Annotated in this window: 26 protein-coding genes; 9 read left to right on the forward strand and 17 right to left on the reverse strand. The window is 71.8% G+C overall.

Annotation, left to right across the window (positions count from 1 at the left end):
- The first annotated feature begins 8 nt into the window (after positions 1–8).
- The 3 genes from AB0C21_RS26900 to AB0C21_RS26910 all read left to right on the forward strand — a co-directional run bounded on the left by AB0C21_RS26900 (position 9) and on the right by AB0C21_RS26910 (position 3,427).
- Positions 9–1,202, forward strand: a complete 1,194-nt coding sequence (locus tag AB0C21_RS26900; protein ID WP_500207838.1) for a thiolase C-terminal domain-containing protein — start codon at positions 9–11, stop codon at positions 1,200–1,202.
- Between the two features lie 154 nt (positions 1,203–1,356).
- Positions 1,357–2,277, forward strand: coding sequence for an oxygenase MpaB family protein (locus AB0C21_RS26905; protein ID WP_500207839.1), 921 nt, complete (start codon positions 1,357–1,359; stop codon positions 2,275–2,277).
- A 103-nt stretch (positions 2,278–2,380) separates the two neighbouring features.
- On the forward strand, positions 2,381–3,427 hold the full coding sequence (locus tag AB0C21_RS26910) for a lysylphosphatidylglycerol synthase domain-containing protein (RefSeq protein WP_500207840.1): 1,047 nt from the start codon (positions 2,381–2,383) through the stop codon (positions 3,425–3,427).
- Positions 3,428–3,445: 18 nt separating this feature from the next.
- Here AB0C21_RS26910 and AB0C21_RS26915 read toward each other — a convergent pair whose 3' ends face one another.
- Together AB0C21_RS26915 and AB0C21_RS26920 are read right to left on the reverse strand one after the other, a co-directional pair.
- Positions 3,446–4,255: an amidohydrolase family protein gene (locus AB0C21_RS26915; RefSeq protein ID WP_500207841.1), complete on the reverse strand. Its 810-nt coding sequence runs from the start codon at positions 4,253–4,255 to the stop codon at positions 3,446–3,448.
- The gene (locus AB0C21_RS26920; protein ID WP_500207843.1) at positions 4,245–4,817 is read right to left on the reverse strand and encodes a TetR/AcrR family transcriptional regulator; all 573 of its coding nucleotides are present in this window, start codon (positions 4,815–4,817) and stop codon (positions 4,245–4,247) included. The genes AB0C21_RS26915 and AB0C21_RS26920 overlap by 11 nt, the downstream gene beginning before the upstream one ends.
- A gap of 267 nt (positions 4,818–5,084) precedes the next feature.
- Here AB0C21_RS26920 and AB0C21_RS26925 point away from each other — a divergent pair, with 267 nt between their 5' ends.
- Entirely contained in the window at positions 5,085–6,254 is a 1,170-nt protein-coding gene (locus tag AB0C21_RS26925; protein WP_500207844.1) for a Cmx/CmrA family chloramphenicol efflux MFS transporter, read from the forward strand.
- On the opposite strand, the gene AB0C21_RS26930 is transcribed toward AB0C21_RS26925, so the two are convergent.
- The 3 genes from AB0C21_RS26930 to AB0C21_RS26940 form a co-directional block, all read right to left on the reverse strand.
- Positions 6,200–7,015, reverse strand: coding sequence for an SGNH/GDSL hydrolase family protein (locus AB0C21_RS26930; RefSeq protein ID WP_149263788.1), 816 nt, complete (start codon positions 7,013–7,015; stop codon positions 6,200–6,202). The genes AB0C21_RS26925 and AB0C21_RS26930 overlap by 55 nt on opposite strands.
- Before the next feature lie 406 nt (positions 7,016–7,421).
- Positions 7,422–7,727, reverse strand: coding sequence for a PGPGW domain-containing protein (locus AB0C21_RS26935; protein WP_500207845.1), 306 nt, complete (start codon positions 7,725–7,727; stop codon positions 7,422–7,424).
- 151 nt (positions 7,728–7,878) lie between these two features.
- Complete coding sequence (locus AB0C21_RS26940; RefSeq protein WP_500207971.1) at positions 7,879–8,142, reverse strand: hypothetical protein; 264 nt, start codon at positions 8,140–8,142, stop codon at positions 7,879–7,881.
- Between AB0C21_RS26940 and AB0C21_RS26945 the strand changes: the two genes are divergently transcribed.
- Entirely contained in the window at positions 8,056–8,376 is a 321-nt protein-coding gene (locus AB0C21_RS26945; RefSeq protein ID WP_500207968.1) for an MmyB family transcriptional regulator, read from the forward strand. The two genes, AB0C21_RS26940 and AB0C21_RS26945, sit on opposite strands and share 87 nt — an antisense overlap.
- Here the strand turns inward: AB0C21_RS26945 and AB0C21_RS26950 are convergent.
- Complete coding sequence (locus AB0C21_RS26950; RefSeq protein ID WP_500207846.1) at positions 8,360–9,205, reverse strand: alpha/beta fold hydrolase; 846 nt, start codon at positions 9,203–9,205, stop codon at positions 8,360–8,362. The genes AB0C21_RS26945 and AB0C21_RS26950 overlap by 17 nt on opposite strands.
- A gap of 29 nt (positions 9,206–9,234) precedes the next feature.
- Entirely contained in the window at positions 9,235–10,257 is a 1,023-nt protein-coding gene (locus AB0C21_RS26955; protein WP_500207847.1) for a zinc-dependent alcohol dehydrogenase family protein, read from the reverse strand.
- 132 nt (positions 10,258–10,389) lie between these two features.
- Here AB0C21_RS26955 and AB0C21_RS26960 point away from each other — a divergent pair, with 132 nt between their 5' ends.
- Complete coding sequence (locus AB0C21_RS26960) at positions 10,390–11,256, forward strand: helix-turn-helix domain-containing protein (RefSeq protein ID WP_500207849.1); 867 nt, start codon at positions 10,390–10,392, stop codon at positions 11,254–11,256.
- An 86-nt stretch (positions 11,257–11,342) separates the two neighbouring features.
- On the opposite strand, the gene AB0C21_RS26965 is transcribed toward AB0C21_RS26960, so the two are convergent.
- Positions 11,343–15,035 carry a protein kinase domain-containing protein gene (locus AB0C21_RS26965; protein WP_500207850.1) on the reverse strand — a complete coding sequence of 1,231 codons (3,693 nt, stop codon included), beginning with the start codon at positions 15,033–15,035 and terminating at the stop codon, positions 11,343–11,345.
- A 209-nt stretch (positions 15,036–15,244) separates the two neighbouring features.
- On the opposite strand from AB0C21_RS26965, the gene AB0C21_RS26970 reads away from it, so the two are divergent.
- On the forward strand, positions 15,245–15,739 hold the full coding sequence (locus tag AB0C21_RS26970; protein ID WP_500207851.1) for an NUDIX domain-containing protein: 495 nt from the start codon (positions 15,245–15,247) through the stop codon (positions 15,737–15,739).
- A gap of 18 nt (positions 15,740–15,757) precedes the next feature.
- Positions 15,758–16,159 (forward strand): PPOX class F420-dependent oxidoreductase, encoded by a 402-nt coding sequence (locus tag AB0C21_RS26975; protein ID WP_500207852.1) that lies wholly within the window; start codon positions 15,758–15,760, stop codon positions 16,157–16,159.
- A 17-nt stretch (positions 16,160–16,176) separates the two neighbouring features.
- Here AB0C21_RS26975 and AB0C21_RS26980 read toward each other — a convergent pair whose 3' ends face one another.
- From AB0C21_RS26980 to AB0C21_RS27000, 5 genes are all read right to left on the reverse strand, one after another.
- On the reverse strand, positions 16,177–16,743 hold the full coding sequence (locus tag AB0C21_RS26980) for a hypothetical protein (protein ID WP_500207854.1): 567 nt from the start codon (positions 16,741–16,743) through the stop codon (positions 16,177–16,179).
- A 21-nt stretch (positions 16,744–16,764) separates the two neighbouring features.
- Positions 16,765–18,168: a sigma-70 family RNA polymerase sigma factor gene (locus tag AB0C21_RS26985; RefSeq protein ID WP_500207855.1), complete on the reverse strand. Its 1,404-nt coding sequence runs from the start codon at positions 18,166–18,168 to the stop codon at positions 16,765–16,767.
- Between the two features lie 112 nt (positions 18,169–18,280).
- Positions 18,281–18,946, reverse strand: a complete 666-nt coding sequence (locus AB0C21_RS26990) for a tetratricopeptide repeat protein (RefSeq protein WP_500207856.1) — start codon at positions 18,944–18,946, stop codon at positions 18,281–18,283.
- Positions 18,913–20,859 (reverse strand): NB-ARC domain-containing protein, encoded by a 1,947-nt coding sequence (locus tag AB0C21_RS26995; protein WP_500207857.1) that lies wholly within the window; start codon positions 20,857–20,859, stop codon positions 18,913–18,915. Before AB0C21_RS26995 ends, AB0C21_RS26990 begins: the two co-directional genes overlap by 34 nt.
- A 57-nt stretch (positions 20,860–20,916) precedes the next feature.
- Positions 20,917–21,219: a trypco2 family protein gene (locus AB0C21_RS27000; RefSeq protein ID WP_500207858.1), complete on the reverse strand. Its 303-nt coding sequence runs from the start codon at positions 21,217–21,219 to the stop codon at positions 20,917–20,919.
- A gap of 483 nt (positions 21,220–21,702) precedes the next feature.
- Between AB0C21_RS27000 and AB0C21_RS27005 the strand changes: the two genes are divergently transcribed.
- Positions 21,703–22,641, forward strand: a complete 939-nt coding sequence (locus AB0C21_RS27005) for a hypothetical protein (RefSeq protein ID WP_500207860.1) — start codon at positions 21,703–21,705, stop codon at positions 22,639–22,641.
- Between the two features lie 42 nt (positions 22,642–22,683).
- Here AB0C21_RS27005 and AB0C21_RS27010 read toward each other — a convergent pair whose 3' ends face one another.
- The 4 genes from AB0C21_RS27010 to AB0C21_RS27025 form a co-directional block, all read right to left on the reverse strand.
- Positions 22,684–23,388: a hypothetical protein gene (locus AB0C21_RS27010; RefSeq protein ID WP_500207862.1), complete on the reverse strand. Its 705-nt coding sequence runs from the start codon at positions 23,386–23,388 to the stop codon at positions 22,684–22,686.
- Between the two features lie 385 nt (positions 23,389–23,773).
- Positions 23,774–24,043: a hypothetical protein gene (locus tag AB0C21_RS27015; protein ID WP_500207863.1), complete on the reverse strand. Its 270-nt coding sequence runs from the start codon at positions 24,041–24,043 to the stop codon at positions 23,774–23,776.
- Between the two features lie 77 nt (positions 24,044–24,120).
- The gene (locus AB0C21_RS27020; protein ID WP_500207864.1) at positions 24,121–24,687 is read right to left on the reverse strand and encodes an SUKH-4 family immunity protein; all 567 of its coding nucleotides are present in this window, start codon (positions 24,685–24,687) and stop codon (positions 24,121–24,123) included.
- On the reverse strand, positions 24,684–25,109 hold the full coding sequence (locus AB0C21_RS27025) for an ATP-binding protein (protein WP_500207866.1): 426 nt from the start codon (positions 25,107–25,109) through the stop codon (positions 24,684–24,686). The genes AB0C21_RS27020 and AB0C21_RS27025 overlap by 4 nt, the downstream gene beginning before the upstream one ends.
- Positions 25,110–25,348: the final 239 nt, after the last annotated feature.

Genomic DNA, 25,348 nt, shown 5'->3' on the forward strand with positions numbered 1-25,348 from the left:
GCGACCCGATGGCCAACCGCACCTTCGTCGTCGGCGTGGGCATGACCAAGTTCGAGAAGCCCGGCTCCCGCGACTGGGAGTACCCCGACATGGCCAAGGAGGCCGTCGGCAAGGCCCTGGAGGACGCGGGCGTCGGCTACGACGCCGTCGAGATGGCCTACGCCGGCTCGATGTACGGATCGATGGGCCAGCGCGCCCTCTACGAGACCGGCATGACCGGCATCCCGGTCATGACCGTGATGAACGCGTGCGCGACGGGGTCCAGCGCGCTGTTCCTCGCCCGCCAGGCCGTCCGCGGCGGCCTGGCCGACTGCGCGCTCGCGCTCGGCATGGAGAAGATGAAGAAGGGCTCGCTCGGCGCCGGCATGGGCGAGTCCAAGGTCACCATCATCGACCACCACCTGCGGTCCATGACCGCGGGCCGCGAGTGGGAGCTGGACAAGGCGCCCATGCCGCAGATGTTCGGCAACGCCGGGCGCGAGCACATGGAGAAGTACGGCTCCACTCCCGACCACTACGCCTGGATCGGCTGGAAGAACCACAAGCACTCGGTCAACAACCCCTACGCGCAGTTCCAGACCGAGTACTCCCTCGACGACGTCAAGAACGCCACGATGATCTTCGACCCGCTGACCAAGCTCCAGTGCTCGCCCACCTCCGACGGCGCCGCCGCCGCGCTCGTCGTCAGCGAGCGGTTCCTGGACGAGCACGACCTGTGGGACCAGGCCGTCGAGATCGCGGGCCACCACATCGCGAGCGACACCCAGGAGAGCTTCGCCGACCACTCCTCCATCCAGGTCGTCGGGTTCGGCGTCTCCCGGCGCGCCGCAGAGAAGGCGATGGACGAGGCGCAGGTGTCCATCGACGACGTCGACGTCATCGAGCTGCACGACTGCTTCAGCGCCAACGAGCTCATCACCTACGAGGCGCTCGGCATGGCCGAGGTCGGCGAGGGCCACAAGCTCGTCGACGACGAGGCCACCACCTACGGCGGCAAGTGGGTCGTCAACCCCTCCGGCGGCCTCATCTCCAAGGGCCACCCCCTCGGCGCCACCGGCCTCGCCCAGTGCGCCGAGCTGACCTGGCAGCTGCGCGGCAAGGCCGGCGCCCGCCAGGTGGACGGCGCCCGCGTCGCCCTCCAGCACAACATCGGCCTCGGCAGCGCCTGCGCCGTCGCCGTCTACAAGCCGGCGAACGCCTGACCGCGGGCCGTGGGCCAGGACGGTCCGCGACGGTCGACGACGTGGACCGGCGGAGCGCGCCCAGGCGCGTTCCGCCGACCGGTCGTGCGACAAAGATTGACTTCTGTCTCACGGCGGCTACGGTGGAAGTAAGTAGTTGCTGGCAGGAGGTGCGATGCCCGTCCCGTCCTCGCCCCCGACGGTCGCCACCACCGCCGCCCGCAGGCCCGCCCGCACGGCCGCCCGCGCCCCGCTCGGCCCCGGCACGCTCCTCTGGCGCCACGCCGCCGACCTGCGCTCCCTGCTCCCCGGCGCCGCCGCCGGCCTGATGCAGCTCATGCACCCCGGCATCGGCGCAGGCGTCACCGAGCACTCCGCGTTCTTCGACGCGCCGTTCGACCGGATCCACCGGTCCGTCCCGCAGATCTGGGCGACGATCCTCGCCCCGGACGGGACCGCCCGCGCCCGCACCATCCGCGACCTGCACCGCGCCATCGGCGGCGTCGACGAGCGCGCCCGCCGCTACCACGCCCTCGAACCCGAGACGTTCTGGTGGGCGCACGCCACGTTCACCTGGGAGATCTTCAAGGCCGCCGAGACCTTCCACCCCGGCACCCTCACCGCCGAGGACCACGAGCAGATGTACGCCGAGACCGTCACCTGGTACTCCCGCTACGGCGTCAGCATGCGCCCCGTCCCTGCCGACTACGCCGCCTTCCAGTCCAAGTTCTGGCACGTCTGCACGCGGACCCTCGAACTCACCCCGGCCGCCGCCCGCGCCCTGGAGATCGCCAAGCACGGCTCCGACACCGTGACGCTGCTGCCCGTCGGCGGCGCCCGGCTCGACCGCGCCGGACGCCTCGTGATCGAGCGCCCGCTCCGCCTGATCACCTTCGGCTGCCTGCCGCAGGTCGTCCGGGACCGCTTCGACATCCCCTGGTCACCGCTGGACCAGGCCCGGTTCGCCGCGCTCGCCCTGGCCAACCGGCAGGGCTACCGCATGATGCCCACCGGGCTCAACCACTGGGCCCTGCGCAGCATGCTGCGCTACATCGGCGCCCAGACCCGCCAGAACCGCTACCAGCCGGCCGCCTGAGCCGCCGTGACCTGCGGGCCCGCGCCCCGCAGGTCACGCAACGTTCTTGTCGAGGGGGCCGGGAGGTCGCATACGCTTCAGGCGAGTAGCCGAACACTGAGGTGTGGAGACGATCGCCGCCGGCGCCGACCCCGCGGCGTCCGCCAAGCTCCCCGACCTTGGCGCCGACGCCCTGACGCTGTCCATCACCCAGCGGATCCACCGGGCCCGCTGGGCGGTCGCCGGGCTCCTGGCCGCCCTGCTCGCCGCCGTCGTGCTGGCGACCGCCGGCCCGCTGCGGCCGGCCCTCGCGGCGCTCGGCCACATGCGCTGGGGGTTCCTGCCGGCGCTGGTCCTGCTGTCCCTGCTGCACTACGTCTGCTCCGCGGTCGCGCTGCGCGGCGCGGCGGGCCGCCCGCTGCCGCTGGTCAGCACGACGATGACGCAGTTCACCGCGTCGGCCGCCAACCGCGTGACGCCGGGCGGTCTCGGCGCCGCCGCCGTCAACACCCGCTACCTCGTCTGCCGCGGCCTGACGCTGCCCCGCGCGGCCGTCGCCGTGGCGGTCCTGCAGGTGGCCGGCGTCCCCGCCGACCTGCTGCTGATGGGCGCCGTCCTCGGGCTCGGCGCCGTCCTCGCCCCGGGCGGCGGCAACGACCGGATGCTGGACGCCCTCGGCCACCACGCCTCCCGGGCCGCCGACCTCGTGCCGCCCGTCCCGCTGCTCATCGCCGGCGGGGTGCTGCTGCCGGCCGCCGCGCTGTGGGGGCGCCGCGCGGTCCGCTCCACCGCGGCCCGCCGCGCCGCGGCGGGGCTCGCCGACCTGTGCCGCCGCCCGCGCGACCTGGCGGTCACGCTCGGCGCGTCCGCGGGGACCACGTTCGTGCTCGGCGTCGCGTTCGCCCTCAGCGTCCTCGCCATCCCCGGCACGGCCGTGGGGCCGGGCGACGCGCTTGCCCTCCTCGCCGCGTACCTGGTGGGGGCCGCGGCGGGCTCGGCCATCCCGACGCCGGGCGGCGTCGGCTCCACCGAGGCCGCCCTCGTCGCCGCGCTCGCCGCCCTCGGCGTCGCCGCGGGCCCGGCCCTGCACGCCGTCCTGCTGTTCCGGGCGGTCACGTTCTGGGCGCCGGTCCCCCTCGGGCTCCTCGCCTGCCGGACGCTCCGGCGGTGACCTTTACGTTGTAGATCATTAAAGGCGGAAGACCCTGCGGGCGTTGCCCGCGAGGAACGCCTCGCGGGCGTCGTCGCCGAGGCCGAGCTCGTCCAGGCCCTTGAGCGCCCGCTCGGCGGTCAGCATCGGGTAGTTGGTGCCGAACATGACCTTGTGGTGCCGGTCCTGGGCCATGTAGCGGACGAGTTCCGGCGGGTACCTGCGCACCGTGTAGGCGGACGTGTCGATGTAGACGTTCGGGTGCTTGCGGCACACCGCGACCATCTCCTCCGTCCAGGGGTAGCCGATGTGCCCGCCCACGATGACGAGTTCGGGGAAGTCGAGCGCCACCTGGTCGACGTACGGGATCGGCCGGCCCGTCTCGCTCGGGCGCAGCGGGCCCGTGTGACCGACCTGCGTGCAGAAGGGGACGCCCAGCTCCACGCATTCGGCGAACAGGGGGTAGAAGCGCCGGTCGGTGGGCGGAACCTCCCACAGCCACGGCACCACGCGCAGCCCCTTGAAGCCCAGGTCCCGGACGCACCGCCTCAGCTCCCGCACGGCCTCCATGGGCTTGCGCAGGTCCACCGAGGCGATTCCGGCGAGCCGGCCGGGGGCCTGCCGGACGAACGACGCGACCTCGTCGTTGCTCACGAGGTCGCCCTCCGGCCCGTACCAGGCGCTGATCAGGCCGACGTCCACTCCCCCGGCGTCCATCGCGGCGACCGTCGTACCGACCGGGATCTCCTCCGCCGGCGGCTTCTGGCCCGTCCACCTCCACAGCGAGTCGAGCATCTCGTGCCGCAGGAACCGCACCGTTCCGTGCTGCATCCACGCGTCAACCACCATCGGGACCTCCCACCGACCGCCATGCGGCCTCACTCAGCGACTCGACCTGCCGGCCGTCCGGTTCGGGGCTCTGGCCGTTCAGCCAGAGCCGGCACAGCTCCTGCGCGGGGCCGAGCCAGAGGACGAACGCGGTCACCGCGTCCACGTCCAGCAGCGCGCCGTGCCGCGCCTGCACCCGCCACCAGCTGCGCACCTCGCGGAAGAACGCGCCGTTGCGCTCGGCCAGCGCCTCGCTCCCGGCGGGGCGTTCCGTGAACATGAACCGGGCCCGGCCGGGATGCTCCCTGCACCACCGCACATGGAAGGCCACGACCGAGGCCACCGCCTCCCGCGCGCCGTCATGGGCCTTCAGCTCGGCGAGGAAGGCGTCCTGGTACATCGCGATGCTCTCGACGAACAGCGCCTCCGCCACCTGCTCCTTGCCCGCGAAGTGGTGGTAGAAGCTGCCCACGCTCACCCCGCTCGCCGCCCTGAGCCCGCTCAGCGTCGTCCCGGCGACCCCGTCGCGCCCGAACAGCTCCAGCGCCGCCCGCAGGATCCGCTCCCGTCCGACCTCCTTCATAGAACATTATTCTGGCACACCAGAAGAATGTTCTGTACGGCGGCGGCGGGGCCCCTGCTAGCCTCATGACCATGTCCAGCCCCGAGTCCGACAGACGCTGACTCCCGGGCGGCTCCCCTGCGTGCGGGCCGCCTGAGGCGGGCTGCCTTCGCCCTCTGATCCGAGGGATCTCCTTCTCCGCCGCGCCGTCCGCGCGCGATGCCGGACGGCCGTCCCGGCGCAGCCCCCCGACCAGCCGACCTGTTCGCTCGTCTCGGGAGTCTCCCCTTGCCTTTCGCCGTCTACGTCCTCGGGCTGGCCGTGTTCGCCCAGGGCACGTCCGAATTCATGCTGTCCGGCCTCGTGCCGGGGATCGCCGCGGACCTGGGCGTGTCCATCCCCGCCGCGGGCCTGCTCACCTCCGCCTTCGCCATCGGCATGGTGATCGGCGCGCCGTCCATGACGCTGCTCGCCCGCCGGTGGCCGCGCCGCCGCGCGCTGCTGGCGTTCCTGACGGCCTTCGTCGCCGTCCACGTCGCCGGCGCACTCACCACCAGCTACGCGGTGCTGCTGGCGACCCGCGTCGCCGCCGCCCTCGCGAACGCCGGGTTCTGGGCCGTCGCGCTCGCCACCGCGACCGCGCTCGTGCCCACCGCCGCCCGCGCCCGCGCAACGTCCGTCGTGGTCGGCGGCGTCACCGTCGCCTGCGTCGCCGGGGTCCCGGCGGGCGCGGTGCTCGGCGGGGCGTGGGGCTGGCGGGCGGCCTTCTGGGCGGTCGCGCTGGTCTCGCTGCCCGCCCTCGTCGCGATCGCCAGGGCCGTCCCGGAGGAGCGCCCGTCGGTGGGAAGCGCCCGCAGCGAACTGCGCGTCCTCGCCGACGGCCGACTCCTTCTCACCCTCTCGGTCAACGCGCTGTTCCAGGGCGCGACGTTCTGCACGTTCACCTACCTGGCGCCGCTCGCCACGCACGTCACCGGCCTCGGTTCCGCATGGGTGCCGGCGCTGCTGGCGCTCTTCGGCGCGGGGTCCTTCGCGGGCGTCGCCGTCGGCGGGCGGCTCGCCGACGCGCATCCGGCCGCGCTCATCGCGGCGGGCATGACGTCGCTGGCCGCCGGTTGGGCCGTCCTCGCGCTGACGGCCGGGAACCCGGCGGCGTTGGTCGTGCTGGTGTTCGTGCAGGGGATGCTGGCGTTCGGGACGGGCCCGGCGCTGATCTCACGCGTCCTCGACCAGGGCTCCGCGGCTCCGACGCTGGCGGGCGGGTTCGCCACGGCGGCATTCAACGTGGGCGGGACGCTCGGCCCGTGGCTGGGCGGCACCGCGATCGGCGCCGGCCTCGGCTACCGCTCGCCCGTGCGGGTGAGCGCGCTGCTGATGGCCGGCGCGATCGCGGTGCTCGCCGGTCAGGTCTGCTTCTGGAGGGTCAGGCTGGCCGAGCCCGTGAACGCGGGCAGGTAGCCGGAGCGGTGGCCGAGCGCGGTCGGGTGGTAGGACGAGCCGATCGGGATCGTGACGGCGTTGAGCCAGTCGTCGCCGGAGCACAGCTCGTGCCCGGCGAACTCGTCCCGGACGTCCGACCAGGTGAACCCGGCGCGCCCGGCGGCCGCGGAGAGCACGCCGTCGAGGGTGTCGGCGGCGTGGTTGAGCGCGGTGCGCTTGGTGTTGCCGATCCCCGCGCACCAGTCGACGATGATGTACAGGCGCGGGTACCCGAGCACCACCACCCGCGCCGACGGGGACTTCGCGCGGATCTTGCCGTACAGGGAGTCCAGCTGGCCGGGCAGCGTGGTCTTCATGTAGTTCTCGGCCTGCGTCACCCTGTTCTGGCAGGTCGTCGTCGAGTACAGCACGCACGTCTGCATGACGTCGGCGAACCCGGCGTCGTTGCCGCCGGCGGTGATGCTCACGAGCGTCGTCGAGGAGTCGAGCGCGCCGAGCTGGCCGCTGGCGACGCTCGTGGTCGTGGCGCCCGAGCAGGCGACGAACTTGTAGGACGACGTGGAGTGCGACGCCGCCCACAGGTTCGGGTAGGCGTTGGCGCTGCGCTGGCAGCTGCCGCTGTTCGGGTCGTAGTTCCCGGCCCCCGTGCCGGACGAGTAGGAGTCGCCGAGGGCGACGTAGTTGGCGCCGGCCGCCGAGGCGGATCCGGGCCACATCAGCGAGGCGGCGGCGAAGGTCGCCGCACCGAAGGCGACCAGGCTGGGGCGGGTCAGACGCATCTGCACACTCCGGAGCGACGTATCGAATTGTGTCGCGCGTCTTATACCCGCGGGACCATTCTCCGAAGCTCCAGACTGATCAACTTTGCTTGGCAGGATTCGCCGTTGAAATCCGAAACAGCCGAAATTTCGCGGAAGTCAACCACAAAACCCGACAACCATTCTGCCGCGTTTCCCAGGGACCCCGGGAGCGCGGTCTGGCACCACACGCCCCTTCCCCGCCGTCCATCGCGCCGCCCCCCTCGTCACCTCGCGGGAGGCCGGACGCGCGCAGAGGCCGACAGGGGTGTCCCCCGAAAGGAAAGGCCGATGCAGGCACAGCCCCCTGCCTGGGGGCCATGCACGTCAGAAGGGATACGAAGGCGGCAGGACACCATGAAAGCGTCCTGCCGCCGGGCGACGGAACTCAGCCTTTTCGCCTGAGCCGGGACGCGCCGTCCCGGATCCCGTGCCACGCGGCGCGCGCGTAGCCGTTCACGCGGGTGCTGATGCGGCGCGCGGTCGGGAACTCGGTGCCGAGGAGGCCGAGCCCGGCGAGGATCGCGACGATGCCGGGGCCGGGCAGCACGAGCATGGCGACACCCGCCACGATCAGGGCGGCGCCGGCGACCGCGACGCCGATCTTGCGGAGCAGGCGGACGTGCGCGCGTCGCCGGGTCGCGGATGCCGCGTCGGCGTCCGTCCCGGTCCGTTCCATGGCGGTCGTGGTCACATCGCCCCCGATCTGCGGACTTGGCTTTTCTGTGGGACGAACCGGCGGGGCGCCGAAGATCCCTGATCCGGCCCGATGTGGCCAGGGTCACACCCCTCCCCCGCCCCGCGGGCGGCCGCCGCGGGGCGGGAGTCCCACCGGAGGGCCGGACTCAGTTGCCCACGCCGAGGCCGGACATGAACGCGGACGGGTACCGGTCGCCCCGGGCCGCGCCCGGCGGCACCGCCTTCCCGATCTCGGCGAGGTCGTCGGCGGTGAGGTCCAGCTCCGTCGCGGGCAGCGCCTCGGCCAGCCGCTCGCGGGTGCGGTCGCCGGACTCATCGACAGGCTGGAGGCCTCCAGCGCCGACTTCCGCCGCCTCTGGGCCGAGCACGAGGTCGCGGTCCGGCGCGCCGACCGCAAGACCATCCTGCACCCGCGCGTGGGCCGGATGCTGATGGACTGCGAGACCCTGGTCACTCCCGACCAGGGGCAGCAGCTGCTGGTGCTCACCCCGGCCGACGCCGAGACCCGCGAACGGCTGGAACTGCTGCGGGTCCTCGGCATCGAGGAGTTCCCCACGGCGCGACGGGCACGCCCGCACGGTGAGAAGCGCAGCGTGAGTGCACCGACGTCGCGGTGGCGGAAAAGCTTCACCCAAGGGAGGTGACGACGTCGGCCACCTCGCCGGGTATCGAGAGGAACGGCGAGTGGGAGGCGTCGAGCGCGACGACGGAGGTCGGGTTGTCCGGGAAGGCCGCGTCGGCCTCGGCGACGAACCTCGCCTGCAGGGCCGGCCCGATCGCCGCGTCCCTCGCACAGGTGAGGTACGTGCGCCGCACCGATCCCCAGCCGTCGCGGGTCAGGGTGGTGGCACCGAGCATGATGCCGATCGGACCGTCGGGCGTCAGCAGACCGGTGGCGGCGTCGGCGAGGACCGGGTCCACGTCTCCATAGAACGCCTCGTAAAGCCGCTGCCGGTAGGCCGCGTCGTTCGTGGCGAAGTCCAGCCGCAGCGCGCCCGTCCGGGCCGGGTCGCCCCGCAGCAACGGCGCGACCTGGTCAGCGGCGGCCTCGGGCATCCGCGTGTAGGCCGCAGCCGACATGCCGGAAGCCGGCATGTACGCGGAAAGGTACGCCGCGTGCGCGACCAGTTCTGGCGTCTGCTGGGCCACTCGCGTCAGTACGGGGCCGGCCGCGCTATGGGCGACCACCGTGACCGGCTCCCCACCGCCGATCCGCTTGATCTGAGAGGTCAGCAACTCGGCCGCATCGGCGAGGCTCAGGTCCGCGACGGGCGAGACCTCCGTACCGACCGCCTCGGGGGTGTACGGCTGGTCGGTGAACCACCGAGGACGGCGGGCGTACAGCCCGTGCCCCGCCATGTCCACCGCAACGGCCGGGCGACCGGCGGCCACCACACGGGGGATGACTTCGCTCCAGCACCAGGAGCCGTGCCAAAAGCCGTGAACGAATACCAGCGTGGAGGTGGTGGACATCATTTCTCCCTGGGGGTTCCTTCGGCCGGTCAGACGGTGAGTAGCACCTTGGTGGCGCGGCGCTCGTCCATGGCCTGGTAGCCCTCGGCGGCCCGGTCGAGGGGCAGGGTGGCGTCGAAGACGGCGCCGGGGTCGATGGTCCGGTCCCAGATGAGCCGGATCAGCTCGGGCAGGAACCGGCGCACGGGGGCGGGACCGCCGTGCAGGTGCACTCCGGTGAAGTACAGCTCGCGCCCGTCGAGTTGGACGTCGTGCGCGACGCCGACGTGGCCGACGTGGCCGCCTGGACGGGTGGCGCCGATGGCCTGCCGCATGGACTCCTGGGTGCCGACCGCTTCGATGACCGAGTGCGCGCCGTACCCGCCGGTGAGCTCCTTGATCCTGGCCACTCCCGCGTCGCCGCGTTCTTCGACGATGTCGGTGGCGCCGAACCGGCGTGCCAGGGCCTGCCGGGCGCGGTGGCGGCTGAAGGCGATGATCCGCTCGGCGCCTCGCTGCTCGGCGGCCAGGACGGCCAGCAGGCCGACGGCACCGTCGCCGACCACGGCGACGGTCTTGCCAGGGCCGGCCTCGGCGGCGCCGGCGGCGAACCAGCCGGTGCCCAGCACGTCGGACGCGGCCAGCAGCGAAGGGACCAGGTCGGCTTCGGGCGCGCCCGGCGTGGCCACGAGCGTGCCGTCCGCCAGTGGGACCCGGACGAACTCGGCCTGAGTGCCGATCGACCCCATGGGCACGCGGTGGACGCACTGGGACTGGTAACCGGCCCGGCAGATCTCACAGGTGTTGTCCGAGGCGAAGAACGAACCGACGACGAAGTCGCCGACCTCGATGTTCCGCACCGCGCCGCCGACCTCCTCGACGACGCCGGCGTACTCGTGCCCCATCGGCCGCGGTCCCTCGATCTTGTCCGCGCCGCGGTAGGCCCACATGTCGGTCCCGCACACGCAGGTCGCCGTCGTGCGGACGATCGCGTCGGTCGGTTCCAGGATCCGCGGGTCCGCGCGCTCCTCGACCCGGACATCGCCGGGGGCGTGCATGACGACTCCACGCATGGTCGGTGCTCCTTCGTTCGCCGGGGCGTGCCGTTCCAGCGAACACCGGCGCAGGCGCGCGCGAGAGTCCCTGGCGTGAGGTGCCCTGACAGGGCACCCCTCGGCGGCACCGGCCCGCCGTACGCTCGATGCATGGACAACCGCCACCAGGTGCGCGAGTTCCTCATGTCCCGACGCGCCAAGGTCACCCCCGCGCAGGCGGGGCTGCCCGCGGGGCGCGGCCGCCGCGTGCCCGGCTTGCGTCGCAGCGAGGTCGCGATGCTCGCCGGCGTGAGCGTGGAGTACTACTCGCGGCTCGAGCGAGGCGCCGTCCGGGGCGCGTCCGCCGCCGTTCTGAACGCGATCGCCGACACGCTGCGACTCGACGACGCCGAACGCGCGCACCTGTTCGACCTGGCCCGCACCGCCGACGGCGTCCCCGCCTCCGGGCGGCGGCGCCGCCGGGCGACCGGACCGGCCGCCATAGGCCCCGGCCTCGCCTGGTCGCTGGAAGCGATCACCGGTGCCGTCGCCTTCATCCGCAACCCCAGGATGGACGTCCTGGCCGTCAACACCCTCGGCCGGGCGTTCTACTCACCCCTGATCGGCGGCGCCGGACGCGTCCCGAACCTGGCGCGGTTCCTGTTCCTCGACCCCGCCTCGCGCGACTTCTACCCCGACTGGGACCGCTTCGCGCGGATGAGCGTGGCGATCATCCGCGCCGAGGCCGGACGCGATCCCGACGACCGCGACCTGCAAGAGCTCGTGGGCGAGCTCTCCACCCGCAGCCGGACGTTCCGCGGGCTGTGGGGCGCCCACGACGTGAGCATCCTCGGCGCCGGCACCAAGCGCTTCCGCCACCCCGACGTCGGCGAACTCGTCCTCGCCCACGAGGAACTCGCCATCACCGCCGAACCCGGCCTGATGCTCATGATCTACACCGCCGAACCCGGGTCAGCGTCCGCCGAACGGCTCCGCCTCCTGGGCTCCCTCGCCACCGAGGCCGCCTCCACCCCGTGAACCGAGAACGCCGCTACGGGCGACGGGCCGTCGCAGCCACCTGCGGTCTCCCGGTTCGCGTGCCCGTCCCGGCGGCTGCCTCGTCGTCACGGTCGGCTCAGTGATGGGCAGATGTCGCGGTAGCCGATGCCAGGTGGCACGTACTGGGCCCATTCGGCGCGGGTGAGCGTGCGCCCCGCGATGGAGCAGGCGGTCGCCGCGGGGTCGGCGGGCATGGCGATGTTCCACCGCCGCACGGTCGCTATCTCGTCGCTGGTGATCAGGGTCCTCGTGTCCGGGGCGAAGGCCATGGAGAGGACCTGGCCGTCGTGCCCGGTGAGGGGCGCGCCGATCTGGCTCTGGCCGGTGACGTCCCAGAGCCTGACGACATGGTCGTCGCCACCGGTGGCCAGGGTTCTCCCATCGCGGCTGAAGGCGAGAGAGGTCACCATGCCGCTGTGTCCGGTGAAAGGCGCGCCGATTTGATGCCGTTCGCGGACATCCCACAGCGTGGTCGCCTTGTAGCCGCCGATGGCGAGGGTCCGGTTGCCGGGGGCGAAGGCCAGGGTTTTGACCATACTGGTGAGCCCGCTGATCGGCGGGGTCAGCGGCTTGCGGTCGGAGACGTTCCAGAGCCGGACGGTCTGCCCGATACCGGCGGCCAGGGTCCTGTCGTCGCGGCTGAAGGCCAGAGCGGTCACCGCTTCCCCCGAGGAGAACAGCGGTCCCCCGATCAATGTGCGCTTTTCAAGGTCCCACAACTGCACCTTGCCGTCGGCGGGCTGATCGCTTCGTTCGTCTGCCGGCTGACCTCTGCCAGTGGCCAGGAAGCGCCCGTCCCGGCTGAGGGCCATCGCGACGACAAGACCACTCGAGCCGCCGTTGAGGCTGAACCAGCGACGAGCCGCCGGGTCCCAGAGCTTGATCTGAGCTTCTGGGTCGGCGATGACGATGGTCCGGCCATCGGGGCGGACCACGATCCGGTGCCCGCCCAACCGTCCGTGTGAGTCGACCGGCGCGGGAACGGGGGGTTGCGTCTGCCTCCCGGTGGCGACATCCCAGGTCCGGAAGACGTCGGACCCGTCCATCAGGGCAGGAAAGGTGACCATCGTTCGCCGGTCCGGGCTGAATCCATGCTCGACGTGCCTGATGGAGCCGTTGCGGAGGGGCGACGCAACAGTGCTGAAGGAACGGTGATCGGGCCGCACGGTGACATCCCACAGCCGAACTGTGTTCTTGTGGTAGGCCTTCGTGTTCAGGGAGACCACGGTGTGCGCACCGGCGAACGTGACGACCGTCGCCGCACCGGTGTCCGGTGTGATGGCGCTGAGGGAACTCAGGGGTATGCCACGGATGGCATCCCACATGCGGTTGCCGATGAACACGATCCGTCCGTCGGGGCTGAACGGTCCCACTTCTGAAACGGACGAGGTGATCGGCGCGCCTCGCGGTCGGCCGGTCTGGGCGTCCCAGAAGTGCACCTTAAAGACATCGAGTGCCCCAGGTTCCACCGTTACCACGGTCCGCCCGCCGGGGCTCAGCGCTACGGCCTTCCCTTTCACGGGGAAGGAAGTTGTGCGCCGACCGGTGGCCAGATTCCACAATTGCAGTTCGGACGAGGTCTTCTGGCCAGTGGCCACGACTGCGGCATCGGGGCTGATCAAGGAGTAGGCGCCTTTGGAGGTGTTTCTGATGCCGCCCACAAAGGGAGTGCGTCGGTGCAGGGTCCGTACGTCCCAGAGTGCGACACCCTCACCGCTGTCGACGGCCGCACTCCTCCCATCGGAGGTGAAGACCACAGAACGGGACGGGGACGGTACAGGCAGGTCGCCCAGCAGCCGACGGGTGCGCACATCCCAGAGCCGCACCGTCCCCTTCACCCTGCCGTCCGCTTCGTCGCTCCGTTCGGTCGCGGCGCCGACCAGTGTGCGGCCATCCGGGCTGAGCGCCACCGACATGGGCGAATCAGAACTGGACCGTGTGATCAAGCGGAAGAAGCCGCCGACCTGGCGATGTCTCCGCACATCCCAGAGCCCGATCGTGCCGTCCTCGTTGCCGATGGCGAGCAGCCGCCCGGCGCGGTCGGCCGCGAGTTCGTGGGGCTCGCCCTGGTATCCGTTGAGGACGCCGCGGTCCGGGTTGGCGACGGTGTTCAGCAGCGCGGTGCGGCTCTCGGGGGTCTCACGGATGCCGTGGGCGGCGACGGCCAGCAGGGCCGCCTTGTCCGGGGCGGTGGTGCTGAACTGCCGGCTCTGCGCGGCCAGTTGCCGCGAGGCCGCGATGTCGCGTTGGTCGGCGCTGGTCCGCTGTGCTCGGATCGCCCATCCGGTGGCGGTCAGTGACACGACCGTGGTCACCGCCAGCACAGCGGCGACGGCGCGGATGCGGCGGCCGCGGGTGGTCTGGGCGCGGGTGCTGGCGTCCAGCAGGCCGCGCTCAAGCCGGTTGAGGGACAGGCGGCGATCCGTGGTGGTGGCCCAGCGGACGGCCTCGTCCAGGTGCGCGCCGGTCAGCACGTCCCCGCGGCGCTGCCCGTGGTCGTCCCAGGTGCGGGCGGCCTGGCGGATGCGATGATGCGCCCCCAGCCCCTTGCGCTCGTCCTCCAGCCAGCTCCGCAGCCGCGGCCAGGCCCGCAGCACCGCCGGACGCGCCATGACGACCTGCTCGCCCGCTCCGTGTCCGGTCACTGCCAGCAGCGGCTCGAAGGCCCGCACCACGTGCTCGAGAGCCCGCGCCTCGGCGGGATCGCCCCGGTCCGACAGCTCCGCGAGCGCCACGGGACGGGTGGCCAGGCTTCCGTCCTCGCCGGGCACCACGCACCGCAGGAACACCTCCGGGACCAGGCTCTGCTCACGCGGCGGCAGGGCGGCGTAGGCGTCCTCGGCGACCTTCCCCAGCGCCGGATCGCCCGGCTCCCACCGGGACCGCAGCCCCGCCTGCGCGGCCCCGGCCGCGACCAGGTCCTCCAGACCGTCGGCACCCTCGTGCGGGTCCCGGGTGAGCGCCGCCAGGATCGTCCGCGCCGGCGGGCGCGCCAGCGGGTCCTTGGCCAGCGCCGCCTCCACCAGCGGACGCAGCATGTCGGGCAGCGCGGTCAGGTCCGGGTCGTGGGTGCGGATCCGGTGGGCGATCTCGGGCAGCGTGCCGCCCCTGAAGGCGTGCTCGCCGGTGGCCGCGAACACCATGATCGCTCCCCAGGCGAACACGTCGGCCTCGGCCCCGGCACGCTGCCCCGCGTACACCTCCGGCGCCATGTACCGCAGCGTCCCGGCGAACCCGCCCTCCGTGGCCGAGTGGGTGTCCAGCACCCGCGCGATACCGAAGTCGATCAGGCGGGGCCCGTCGGGGCCCAGCATCACGTTGCCGGGCTTGAGGTCGCGGTGCACCACCTTGGCCTGATGGATCGCCGCCAGCGCGGTGGCGATGCCGATCCCGAGGCGGTACAGATCGTCCCCGGCGAACCGGCGCCCCGGCCGACCGCCCGCGCCGTTGACGGTGTCCGCCAGGCTCAGCCCGTCGATGTACTCGCTGACGATGTAGGGCCGCGGCGGCTCCAGCCGCACCTGCAGGATTTTGGCGGTGCAGAACGAGGCGACCCGCTGCGCCGCACGCGCCTCGGCGGCCATCCGCGCCAGTTCCCGGGGTGACTCCTGGGCCCCGTGCAGCACCTTGACCGCCACCCGGGCGCCGTCCGGCCCGTAGGCGTCGTACACGACGCCCTGACCGCCGGCGCCCAGCCGGCCCGACAGCCAGAACTCGCCGATCCGCTCGGGATCCCCCGCCTCCAGCCGATCCGACATCCGATCATCCCGTCCAGTACGTCGCCGGCGGCGACGAGCCGCCCTCGCCGCGCCGATCGGTAATTGACCGCTCACCCCCTACGATGACGCAGTCCTGAGCCGAGTTCGGCTCGGCACGAGGACGACGACCATGCCCGTCCGCTGCGCTCGTCCGGACCTGGACCAATGACAGGGTCAACGTCGCCCGACGAGGCACTAGCATCGCGGAAATGAAGATCCGGTTCGGCGCGCGGGCGCGCTTGGGGGCCGTGGCCGCGCCGGTGTGGAGGCGGCTGAGCGGGCCCGCGCAGTGGCACCTCGCACGGTTCCGGCACCGGACGTTCCTCGTGTACGCGGGCGGGATCGTGCGGGACGAGCAGGGCCGGATCCTGCTGCTCCGCCACCGGCTGTGGCCCCCGTACCGCGCCTGGGGCCTGCCCGGCGGATACGTCAACGCCGGCGAGCGGCTCGAAGACGGGGTCGCCCGCGAGGTCCGGGAGGAGACGTCGCTGGAGGTCGAGGTCACCGCGCCGCCGCTCCACGTCGCGAGCGGCTTCCGGCACCGGGTCGAGGCGTACTACGAGGCCCGGGTCGTCGGCGGACGCCTCGACCTCGACGCGGCCGAGATCCTGGAGGCCCGCTGGTGCCCCCTCGACGCGCTCCCGGACGAGATGTCGCCCCGCCTCCGGAACGTCCTCACCTCACTTGACCTCGACCATGGTTGAGGTTGCAGCCTGGACGGTATGAGCCTCACCGACGACGAACGCGAATACCTGTCCACCCAGCGGCTCGGCCGCCTGGCCACCGTCGGCCCCAAGGGCGACCCGCAGAACAACCCGGTCGGGTTCGCCTACAACGCCGAGACCGGCACGATCGACATCCGCGGCTGGAACCTCGCCGCGTCCCGCAAGTACCGCAACCTGCGCCACAACGACCAGGTCGCCTTCGTCGTCGACGACCTGGCCTCAGTCGACCCGTGGCGCGTGCGCGGCATCGAGATCCGCGGCCGCGCCGAGACCGCCGTAGAGAAGGTTGCGGAAGGCTCCCACTTCAGCGGCGACATAATCCGCATCCACCCCCACACCATCTTCACCTGGGGCATCGACCCAGACGCCGAAGGAATGACCAAACGCACCATCGACTGACCGCCCGCCGCCGTCCCCTAGGCACCTACCTCTTCGGGGCCGAAGGGCGGGAGGTAGATGGCGTCGTGGCGGACTACGCGGAGGCCGGGGTTGCGGGCGGTGGAGAGATCTACCTCGCCCTCCGCGTACAGGACGAGTTCGGTGAGCTCGTCTAGCGGCGGTAGCGGTCCGAAGTCGCCGTGGGCAAGTGTGAAGGATTCCAGGCCCGCGATGCCGCGGAGGTCGGCCAGGTCTACGACGTCGATGTTCGACAGGATGAGACGGCGGACGGGCGTCCCGCTGAGCTGGCCCAAGTCCACGTTCGAGGCGGGGCCGGCGAGTTGGAGGAGCTCCCAGGAGCGTCCGGCCAGCGGTCCGAGGTCCATGCCGTTCTCGTCCCACAGCAGGGCCTCGGTGACGGAGGTCAGCCACCGGACGGGCTCGAACGTCCCCACCCACTCGTAGTCGGTGGTGAGCCGGCGCCGGCGCAGGATCGGCTCGGCGGGCGGCGGGTCCTCGGTGTCGGAGCCGCCGAGGACGCGTCGCCACACAGGCCCGATGTTGGTCCAGAACTCGTCCCAGACGAACTCCTCGTCACCGTCCACTACGTCCCCTTCCTGTGTCGGTCAGCGAGGCGTCGCGAACACCTGCGTCCACCAGGGTCCGCCGGGGCCCTGCACGACCCCGATCCCGACCATCGTGAACCCGCAGTTCAGGATGTTGGCCCGGTGCCCCGCGCTGTTCATCCAGCCGTCCACGACGGCGGGCGGGGTCGCCTGGCCCTGCGCGATGTTCTCCGCCCACGCGCTCCAGCGGAACCCGGCGGCGGTGATCCGCTGCCCGGGGTCGTCGCCGCCGGCGCCCTGGTGGTCGAGGACGCGGCGGGACGCCATGTCCGCGGAGTGCCGCTGCGCGGCCCGGTGCAGGGCGGGCGAGACGCGCAGCGGCCGGCACCCCGCCCGGGCCCTTTCGGCGTTGACCAGCTTCACGACCCGCTGCTCGACGGTGGCCGGGGTGGGATGCGGCGCGACGCGGTCCTTGTCCGCCGCGGTCTGGGGGGCGGGCTCCGGCGTCCGCGACGGCGTCCGCTGGACGGGGGCCGCGGGATCGGGCGCACGGCGCGGAGGCTCGCTAGGCAGGCTCCAGTAGACGACCGCCGCGACGGCGCCGACCGCGGCCGCCCCCGCCAAGGCGGCCGATCCCTTCCCGAGGACGAGCGAGGCCTTCCCCGCGCCCGCCGACGCCTTCGCACCGCTCAGCACGGCGTGCAGCGGGGACTCCGCGGGCATCGGCACCATGACCAGTCCCGCCAGCAGAGCCTCGGGCGGGACGAGGTCGCGTTCGCGGGCGGCGCATGAGCGGCATCCCCGGATGTGCTTGGCGATCCGCTTGCGCCAGAGCGGGGACGGCCGCCCGTCCCAGCCGTCGAGGACGGGGCCGAGCGCGTCGCAGCGCCGCCCGCTCACCGCCCGGACGACGGCGCGGCACGTCGCGAGCTGCTTCTTCATCCGCTGCACCCGGACGGCGGCGTGCGGGGCCGACAGCCCGAGTCCGTCCGCCAGCTCCTTGCGGGTGAGGTGCCCCGAGGCCTCCAGCCACCACAGCGCGAGCAGTTCGCGCTCGTCCGGGTCCAGCCACCGCGTCGCCTCGGCGACCTCCCGGCGCTGCTCCGAGAGCTCCAGCCGCAGGACGGCCAGTCCGGCGAAGTCGTCCTCGGCGCCCGCCAGCCCGGCCATCGCCTCCGGGTCCACCGGCGTCCTGCCGCGCTGGGACGACCAGCGGCGGCGCACCTGGTTCATGGCGATGGACACGAGCCAGGACCGGAACCGCGCCGGCTCCCGCAGCCCGCCGAGGCCGCCCAGAGCGCGCAGCACCGACTCCTGGACGACGTCGTCCACGTCGGCGTGGCCGCCGAGCGCCCAGCCGACCACGTTGTACAGCAGCGGCAGATGCTCCGTGACCAGCCGCTCCCGGGCGTCGGCGTCCCCGTCCTGCGCCGCCCGGACCAGCACCTCCACATCCGTGCCCACACGCATCCTCGTCCTCCAGCGAGTACCGGCCGATCCCTCTGGAGACCTCCGAAACCACCAGAGATAACAAGAACCCCGGCAATTCTCCCGCAGGGCGGCGGCGCGAGCGGTGTCAGTCCTCTTCGGGGATCTCCGCCAGGATCTGCCGCACGTCGGCGGCCCGCGTGGGAGCGTCGATTTCGATGAGGAGGTCGAGCGCCTCGGAGTAGGCCCGCCGGGCATCGGACGGGCGTCCGGCATGGCGGTGGACGCTGCCCAGGATGCACAGCATGGTGGCCAGACCGGGCTTGTTCTCGATCTCCCGGTGGAAGTCGACCGCCGGCCGGAGCACCGCCTCGGCGTCGGCGAAGCGGCCGAGCCCCTCGTAGGCCAGCGCCAGGTGCCAGGCGCACCAGACGACCTCGTCGCGGTCGCCCCGGCGCTCGCTGAGCGCCATCGCCTGCTCCAGGACGCGGGCGGCGTCCGCGTGCCGGTCGAGTTGGCGATACGCGTCGGCGACGTGCGCGGCCAGCCAGATCTCGCCCGCCGCGTCGTCCCGGCTCCGGTAGATCGCCTGCGCCTCGGCGTAGCGGTCGAGGGCCTGCTCGGCCTGGTCGAGGTCGCACTGGAAGTCTCCGAAGTGGGTGAGGACCCACGCCTCCTTGCCCGGGTCGTCCATGGTGCGGACGACCTCCAGCGCACGTTCGTAGAGCGGCGGCGCCTCCGTCCCGCGCCCGAGGAGCCGGCGCGCCTCGGCCAGGTGTATCAGCGAGCCGAGTTCGGCCGGAGCGTCGCCCACGCGCCGCGCCGACTGGACGGCAAGGGCCTGACCGCCTCCATCCCCTCCCAGTGCGCCCGGTAGAAGAACAGGCCGTAGAGCGACTCCGCGATCCGGACGACGAGCCGGTCCTCGCCCGCTTCCGCTGCGGCCCGAAGGCTCGCCTGCACGTTCAGGGACTCGTCCGCGAACCAGGCGATCGCGTCGGCCGGAGGCTGCTCGTGGGCGCCGGGCCGCGACATCCATTCGTGCAGGACGTCCCCGTACCAGTCCAAGGAGCGCCGGAACGCCTCCTGCCGCGCGGAGTCGGACTCCTCGGCCTCCATGCGTTCCCTGGCATAGAGCCGGAGCAGGTCGTGGAGGCGGTAGCGGTCCTCTCCGGCGACCTCGACCAGATGCCGGTCCGTGAGTTCTCCGAGCATGCGCTCGGCGTCCTCGTCGTCCACGTCACCGGTGCGCGCGACCAGTTCGGCGGTGAAATCGCGGCCCGCCAGAACGCCGAGACGGCGAAACAGCCTCGCCGTTTCCGGCCGCAGCGAACGGTAGCTGAGTTCGAAACTGCTGCGCACTCCCCTATCTTCACCTTGAAGGCGGGAAATACGCCTGTTCTCGTCCTGGAGCCGGGACAGATAGCGCGCCGGAGACGTGCGCCTCATCACGAGGTGCGCGGCGGCGATGCGAATGGCCAAGGGGAGTCCGGCGAGCAGTACGACGATTTCCCGGACGGACGTGCGGTCGCGTTCCACCACGTCGGCGCCGACGATCCGTTCGAACAGCCGGAGCCCCTCGGGGTCGGGCAGGGGCTCGAGCCTGAGCCGGTCGGCGCCGTCCAGCGAGGCCAGCGTGGTCCGGCTGGTCACGATCACGGCCGTCCCGGGCGTCTCGGGCAGGAGCGGGGCGGCCTGCCGCGCCTCGGAGACGTTGTCGAGCAGCAGCAGGCTGGGGCCCTGCCCCAACCGCTTCTGGAACTCGCGCCGGCGCTGCCCGGGATCGCGCGGCAGCCTGTCGCCGGACAAGCCGAAGGCGGCCAAAACCTCCACCATGGCGGCATCGGCGGTGGCGGCCGCGGCAACGTCCACGCGGATGCGCGCATGGGTGAAGGTGGACGCGAGCCTGTGGGCGAGTTCGTTGGCCAGTTCGGTCTTCCCGACCCCGGCCATGCCGTGCAGGACGACCAGCGGACACGTCTCGGTCAGCCGCTCGGTGAGCAGCGCCCTCGCCTTCGCGACCGCCTCGTCCCGGTCCGTGAAGTCCGGGAGCGACCTGCGTAGGTTCACATGCCCGGAGGAGGGCGGACGGGGGCCCGGCGGGCGCGGGAGGCGAACCATCTCGCCTAACCCGAGTTCCCGCCCCCAGGGTGTGTCCCGCATCGTGTCGGCCCAGGTGTCGAGTGGGGCGACGGTGAGCACGGACACCCCCTCGGGGACGTGATGCTCTGTCACCACGCCGACGGCGAACTCGTCAGAGTGATCCTGGGCGAGCACCACGCTCCCGGACATCCCCTGCCACTCGCTCACGCCGCGCCCGCCGGCCGAACGGGGCATGGAAGAGACGCGCAGTTCCAGCAGGTTCGTGCGCAGGTTCGACCCGGTGGGGATGACGCCTGTCAGCTGAGCGCTGTCGCGCCGGCGGACGTCGGCCGACTCCAGCCTCCGCTCCTTCCACCTGGGGAAGTCGGTCGCCCAGCACGGGCCGACCTCCCCCGTCCGTGAGCGGTCGACACGGGCGAACCTGACCGGCGGCAGGTCGTCCGGTGCGAAGTCCCCGGTCACCGCGAGCATGGCGAGGTCGCGTGCCTCGTCCACCGCGACCGCTTCGGCCGGATGCTCGGTCCCGTCCACCTGCCGGACGAGCAGGGTCTCGGCGTCCACGACGTTGTGCGCCGCCGTCAGCACCCACCGCCGCCCGACCAGGTAGCCGGACCCACATGCCACCCGTCCGCCGGGCCGCGACGCAGGATCTCGACCGCGCGAGCCGTGAGTCCGGACATCTCAGGGCTTCGTGCGGAAGCCGCGGGTCACCTTGATCGGACGGCCGTCGTCGTCGACCGGCGGCTCCAGGGTGACCGTGACGCGCTGGATCTCCTCCCGCCGGTAGGAGCCGTCGCCGCCCAGTTCGAGGACCCAGAATTTCGCCTTGCCGGACGCCCCGCCCTGGCGCGTGACGCCCACGTGGAACTCGAGCTGGATCTGGCCCACCTCGAAACCGAACTCCGAGTCCTTCCCGGCCTCCAGCGCCTCCAGCAGCTCGGCGCGGAGGGCGGCGATGGTCTCAGCGAGCCCGAGTTCACCCATGCATTCCCCCACTATCCGCATTGGAGACGTGATCATTAATGCCGGATGGGCGCCCAGACGGCCCCACGCTGCAATCGTCCAAGAGCCTCATGATCGAGACGAGGGCTACGGCTCACACGGCCGGAAAAGGCCAGTCCGCGCGTCCGCAGCCGCGATCCGGCCGGAGGGGTCGGTGCGGGCGGGGTTCGCGCGCTCGTGTCGCGCACGTGCAGGATTCGCACGTCAGCCGCACGGACAGTCGAGATACGGTCGCCCGCCTTTCGAACAACGCCATTCCTATAACATCCGCCAGGCCATTTACGGCCAATGTGGGCGATGGGCTCAGCGCGCGTGGTAAAAATTGGGCACAGCCGACCCCGGCCCCCCGGATGAGTATCCGAATCAACCGAGCGAGGAACACCGTTCCACCTCGCTGTCCTCCGCCACTTTTCAGGGTGGCTCCGTATGGACGGAGCCGCGTGAAGACGACCGTCAGGAAGCCTTATGAACAAGGAACGCGAAACGCCCCCGCCCTGGTCTCCGGCGGTCAGCACCGAGTGCCCGGTCGGCGTCGCGCACCAGGCGTGGATCGAGGCGTCGATCACCTGGTTCGTCGAGGAGTTCGGCCGCGACCCGCTGACGCGGCCGATCGTCCTCCCCCGGTCGGATCTGCGCTCTGCCGGCTACACCGGCACACCGAAACAGGTCGACGACGTGGTCGCGAAGACGTGCGAGCTGATGGAGATCGACCGGTCCGAGCTCACCGTGGAGCTGTTCGACAGGTCGGACGAGGACACGGCGGCTCAGGAGGGCAAGCGCGCGGTCGGGCACTACTACGTGAAGGACGGCCGCGCCGTCATCGGCCTGGACGTCACGGAAGCGTCCGACGCCGCCTACCTGATCGCCGTGATCGCACACGAACTGTGCCATGTCCGCCTCCTAGGCGAGGAGCGGATCACCACCGAGCGCAAGGACCACGAGCGGCTGACCGACCTCCTCACCGTATATTTCGGATTCGGCGTCTTCAGCACCAACGCCGCACTGAGATTCGGCGAGACGACCCGCGGCTTCTCCGTTCAACCCCTGGGCGATCTGGACGAGCGCACCCTGAACGCGGCCCGCAACGACGGCTACTCGCGGCTCGGGTATCTGACAGAGCGCGAATTCGGCTACGCGATGGCCTGCTACGCCTGGCTGCGCAGCGAGACCGAGCCGCCATGGGCCGACCACCTCGATCCGGGGCCGCGCGCCTTCCTGCGGCAGGGCCTCGCCTACCTGTCCCGCTCCGCGCCGCCGGGCGAGTTCCCGACCCGCCGGACCGGAGGCGTCCCGGTCTCGGTCCGCGTGGTGCCGAAGCCCGACCTCGTATGGCTCGGCGGCCTCTACCTGATGTTCGACCGGACCGAATGGCCCCCGAGAGCCCCCGGCCACCGCCCGACCTGACCTCTCTCGCGGTATGCCCGGGCTACCGGACTCCGCCGGCGGTCAGGGAATCCTGGGATCGACGACGAGGACGCTCGGCGCGGCGGCGGCGTCGAAAGGGACCCTCACCCGCATCCGATCCATTGCGCCGGTCACGTGCAGCGCACGGACATGGACGATCCAGCAGCCGGACTCCCGCTCGATGCCGAGAAGAGTGATCGTGTGCTCCGCGTGCCCCGTCCTGACGACTTCGGCCCGCGCCAGCTCGAAGGCCCTCTCCTCGGTGACCGGCGCCGCACGGCCGAAGCGTTCACGCAGCGAGCGAAACATCCTCCTCACAGCGCCGTTCGTCGCCGCGTCGGCTCTGTTGCCGATGATCCCTCCGGCGGCTGCCGCAGCAACATATGTACCGACGTGCACGGCGTGCTCAATGATCTCGGGTGCCGACTGAGGAATCGGGCCACCCCAGGCAGGCTGAGAAGGATCCGGACCGCTGTCCGGCACAACGGGTCTGTCATCGTGCGGCGGCCGGGGCTCGGCGCTGGGCGCTCCCGGTTCCGGCATGTCGAGCCACAGCCGCATGTTGGCCTCCCAGGCGGCTCGGCGGCCCTGATCAGAGAACTGGTAGATCTGGCAGCCCTCGATCAACCTCGTCCAGGCACCATGGGGAAGATCGCAGCGGTGCCCGGCTATCACCAAGGCCGCTGGATGGAAGTCACCGGAACCGGCCTCCGCGAGCAGCGCCGCCTGCCGAGCGATCTGGTGCATCGACGGACATGAACCGCCAAGATGGGGGGGCGCACCGCCCCACGGCCCATCCGCAGCCTCGTACTCGCTTACGAGCGTCTCGGCCAGTTCCCGAAGACCTTGTATGAACCGTTCCCAAAGCTGGGGATCTGTGGCGGGGGGCTCAGCGGTCATTCCCCTAGCATCAAGCCTGCCGCACCAGGGGAACAACCCGAATGGCGCGTCCTGCGGCCTGTGGCGATTACCCAATTCCGGCATCGCACGGTCAACCGCTCATGACCGATCCTTCACCATGCCGGGCCAACACCACATGGCCCGCCCACGATGGCACCCGCCCCTTTCGTCCCACTGCGAACCGCTCTCAGCAGCAACCAGCCGGGCATAGCGACCCCAGATCGGACCACGGTCACTTCACCGGACCGGACGGCCTCCGATGCTGTCGCAGCAACTCGAAGGCCTCACGCCAATGGAGATGCGAATGGTCCTCGGCCAGCGCGGTGTGCTCATCACAGAACCAGGCCACCCAGGACGGATGGCCGACCCACCCCTCCCGATCCCGCTCCTGTTCGAGCGCCTCCTCCTGCGCATTGATCCCGAACCGGACGGCCGTGAAGGATGAGGCCGGATCCCCGTCCCGAAGCGACCGATCGCAGAGAAAACAGCGCGGCGGCATCATGCCAACTCCTCTCAGCAGCGCTCCCATCCACAAGAATGGCGCATGCGGCCTGCCGCCGATGCATCGTCACGGCCCTTCTACAGTCCTGCGCGACAGCGGGTGTATTCGCAGGCGAGGAGTTCGAGGGGCATCGAGGGCCAGCGGCTCAGTGCGCCCGTGTGGCGGTCGATGACCAGTAGCGGGGTTGGGTCGTCGCCGGGGTCCTCGGCGGCGCGGGCGACGAAGCCGTCCGGGAAGTCTTCGATGGTCAGCGGGACGGGGCCGCCGTCACGCCAGAAATAGGCGTCCGCGCGGCGCCAGGCCTCGGCCCGGTCGACCAATGCCGGGCGGACGCTGTAGGCGGCGAGGACGTGCGCGAGGCCGCGCAACGTACGGCACTCGCGCGTCCCGCAGCCACGGCAGACCAGTTCGCCGTGTGCCCCCTCGCCGGGGCGGTGCGCCGACAGCACGCAGGTCAGTGCGGCGGTGCAGGCCAGCACGAGACGGCGCGCCTGGGCGACGAACTCCCGGCTGGAGCGGTCAAGGCCTCCGGTCTGGACGAGGGCGGCGTCGATGGAGTGGGGGTCGGCGCGCATCGCGGCGGTCATCGCGGCATGGACACGCTGGTGGACCTGGTCGTGCGTCCAGGAGGCGGGCTCGGTCACGCGGCCCACTCCCCCGCGAACACGGCGGTGACCGTGCGGCCCTCGCTGTTGCCGTGCCATCCCCAACTCGCGGCCGTGAGCGAGATGGTCCGCAGACCCCGGCCAGACTCGGCCAGCTCCCCTGCATCCAGCGCCACGGGTTCGCCGGGGCCGCCTTGGTCGGCGACCGACACCGCGACCAGCCCACCGTCCTGGACGATCTCGACGGTGAACGAGCCGCCGTCCTGTCCGGACTTGGTGTGCCGCAGCGCGTTGACGACCAGTTCGTCGGCGGCAAGTAGGACGTCGTCCAAGTAGGGGCAGCCCGCCAGCAGGCAGCCGACGAACCGCCGGACGGCACGGGCCTGCTCGAGCCCACCCGGGAAGGAGCGCCGCCACCGCAGCGGCGCCGGCTGTGCCGCCGGGAGCATTGTCGGGGACATCGGAACACCTCGGCTCGTGATGGACTTCAGCGTTGCGGATCAGGCGGATCTCTCCTTTGTCCGCAGGCACATCGTCACATTGAGTCGTTATCCGAGCACGGAGAATCAGCGCTCACCCGGCCCTCGCAGGGGATTCAGCACAAGCACGCGTCTCACGTCCGCTCTCCGCATGTGCGAGGTTCTCACCCGAGGCCCCAAGGGAAAGGCATCACGCATGCAGCACAGCAGGGCGGCGGCAT

This window comes from Spirillospora sp. NPDC049024 (assembly GCF_040649235.1).
In the GTDB taxonomy this organism is placed as follows: Bacteria; Actinomycetota; Actinomycetes; order Streptosporangiales; family Streptosporangiaceae; genus Spirillospora.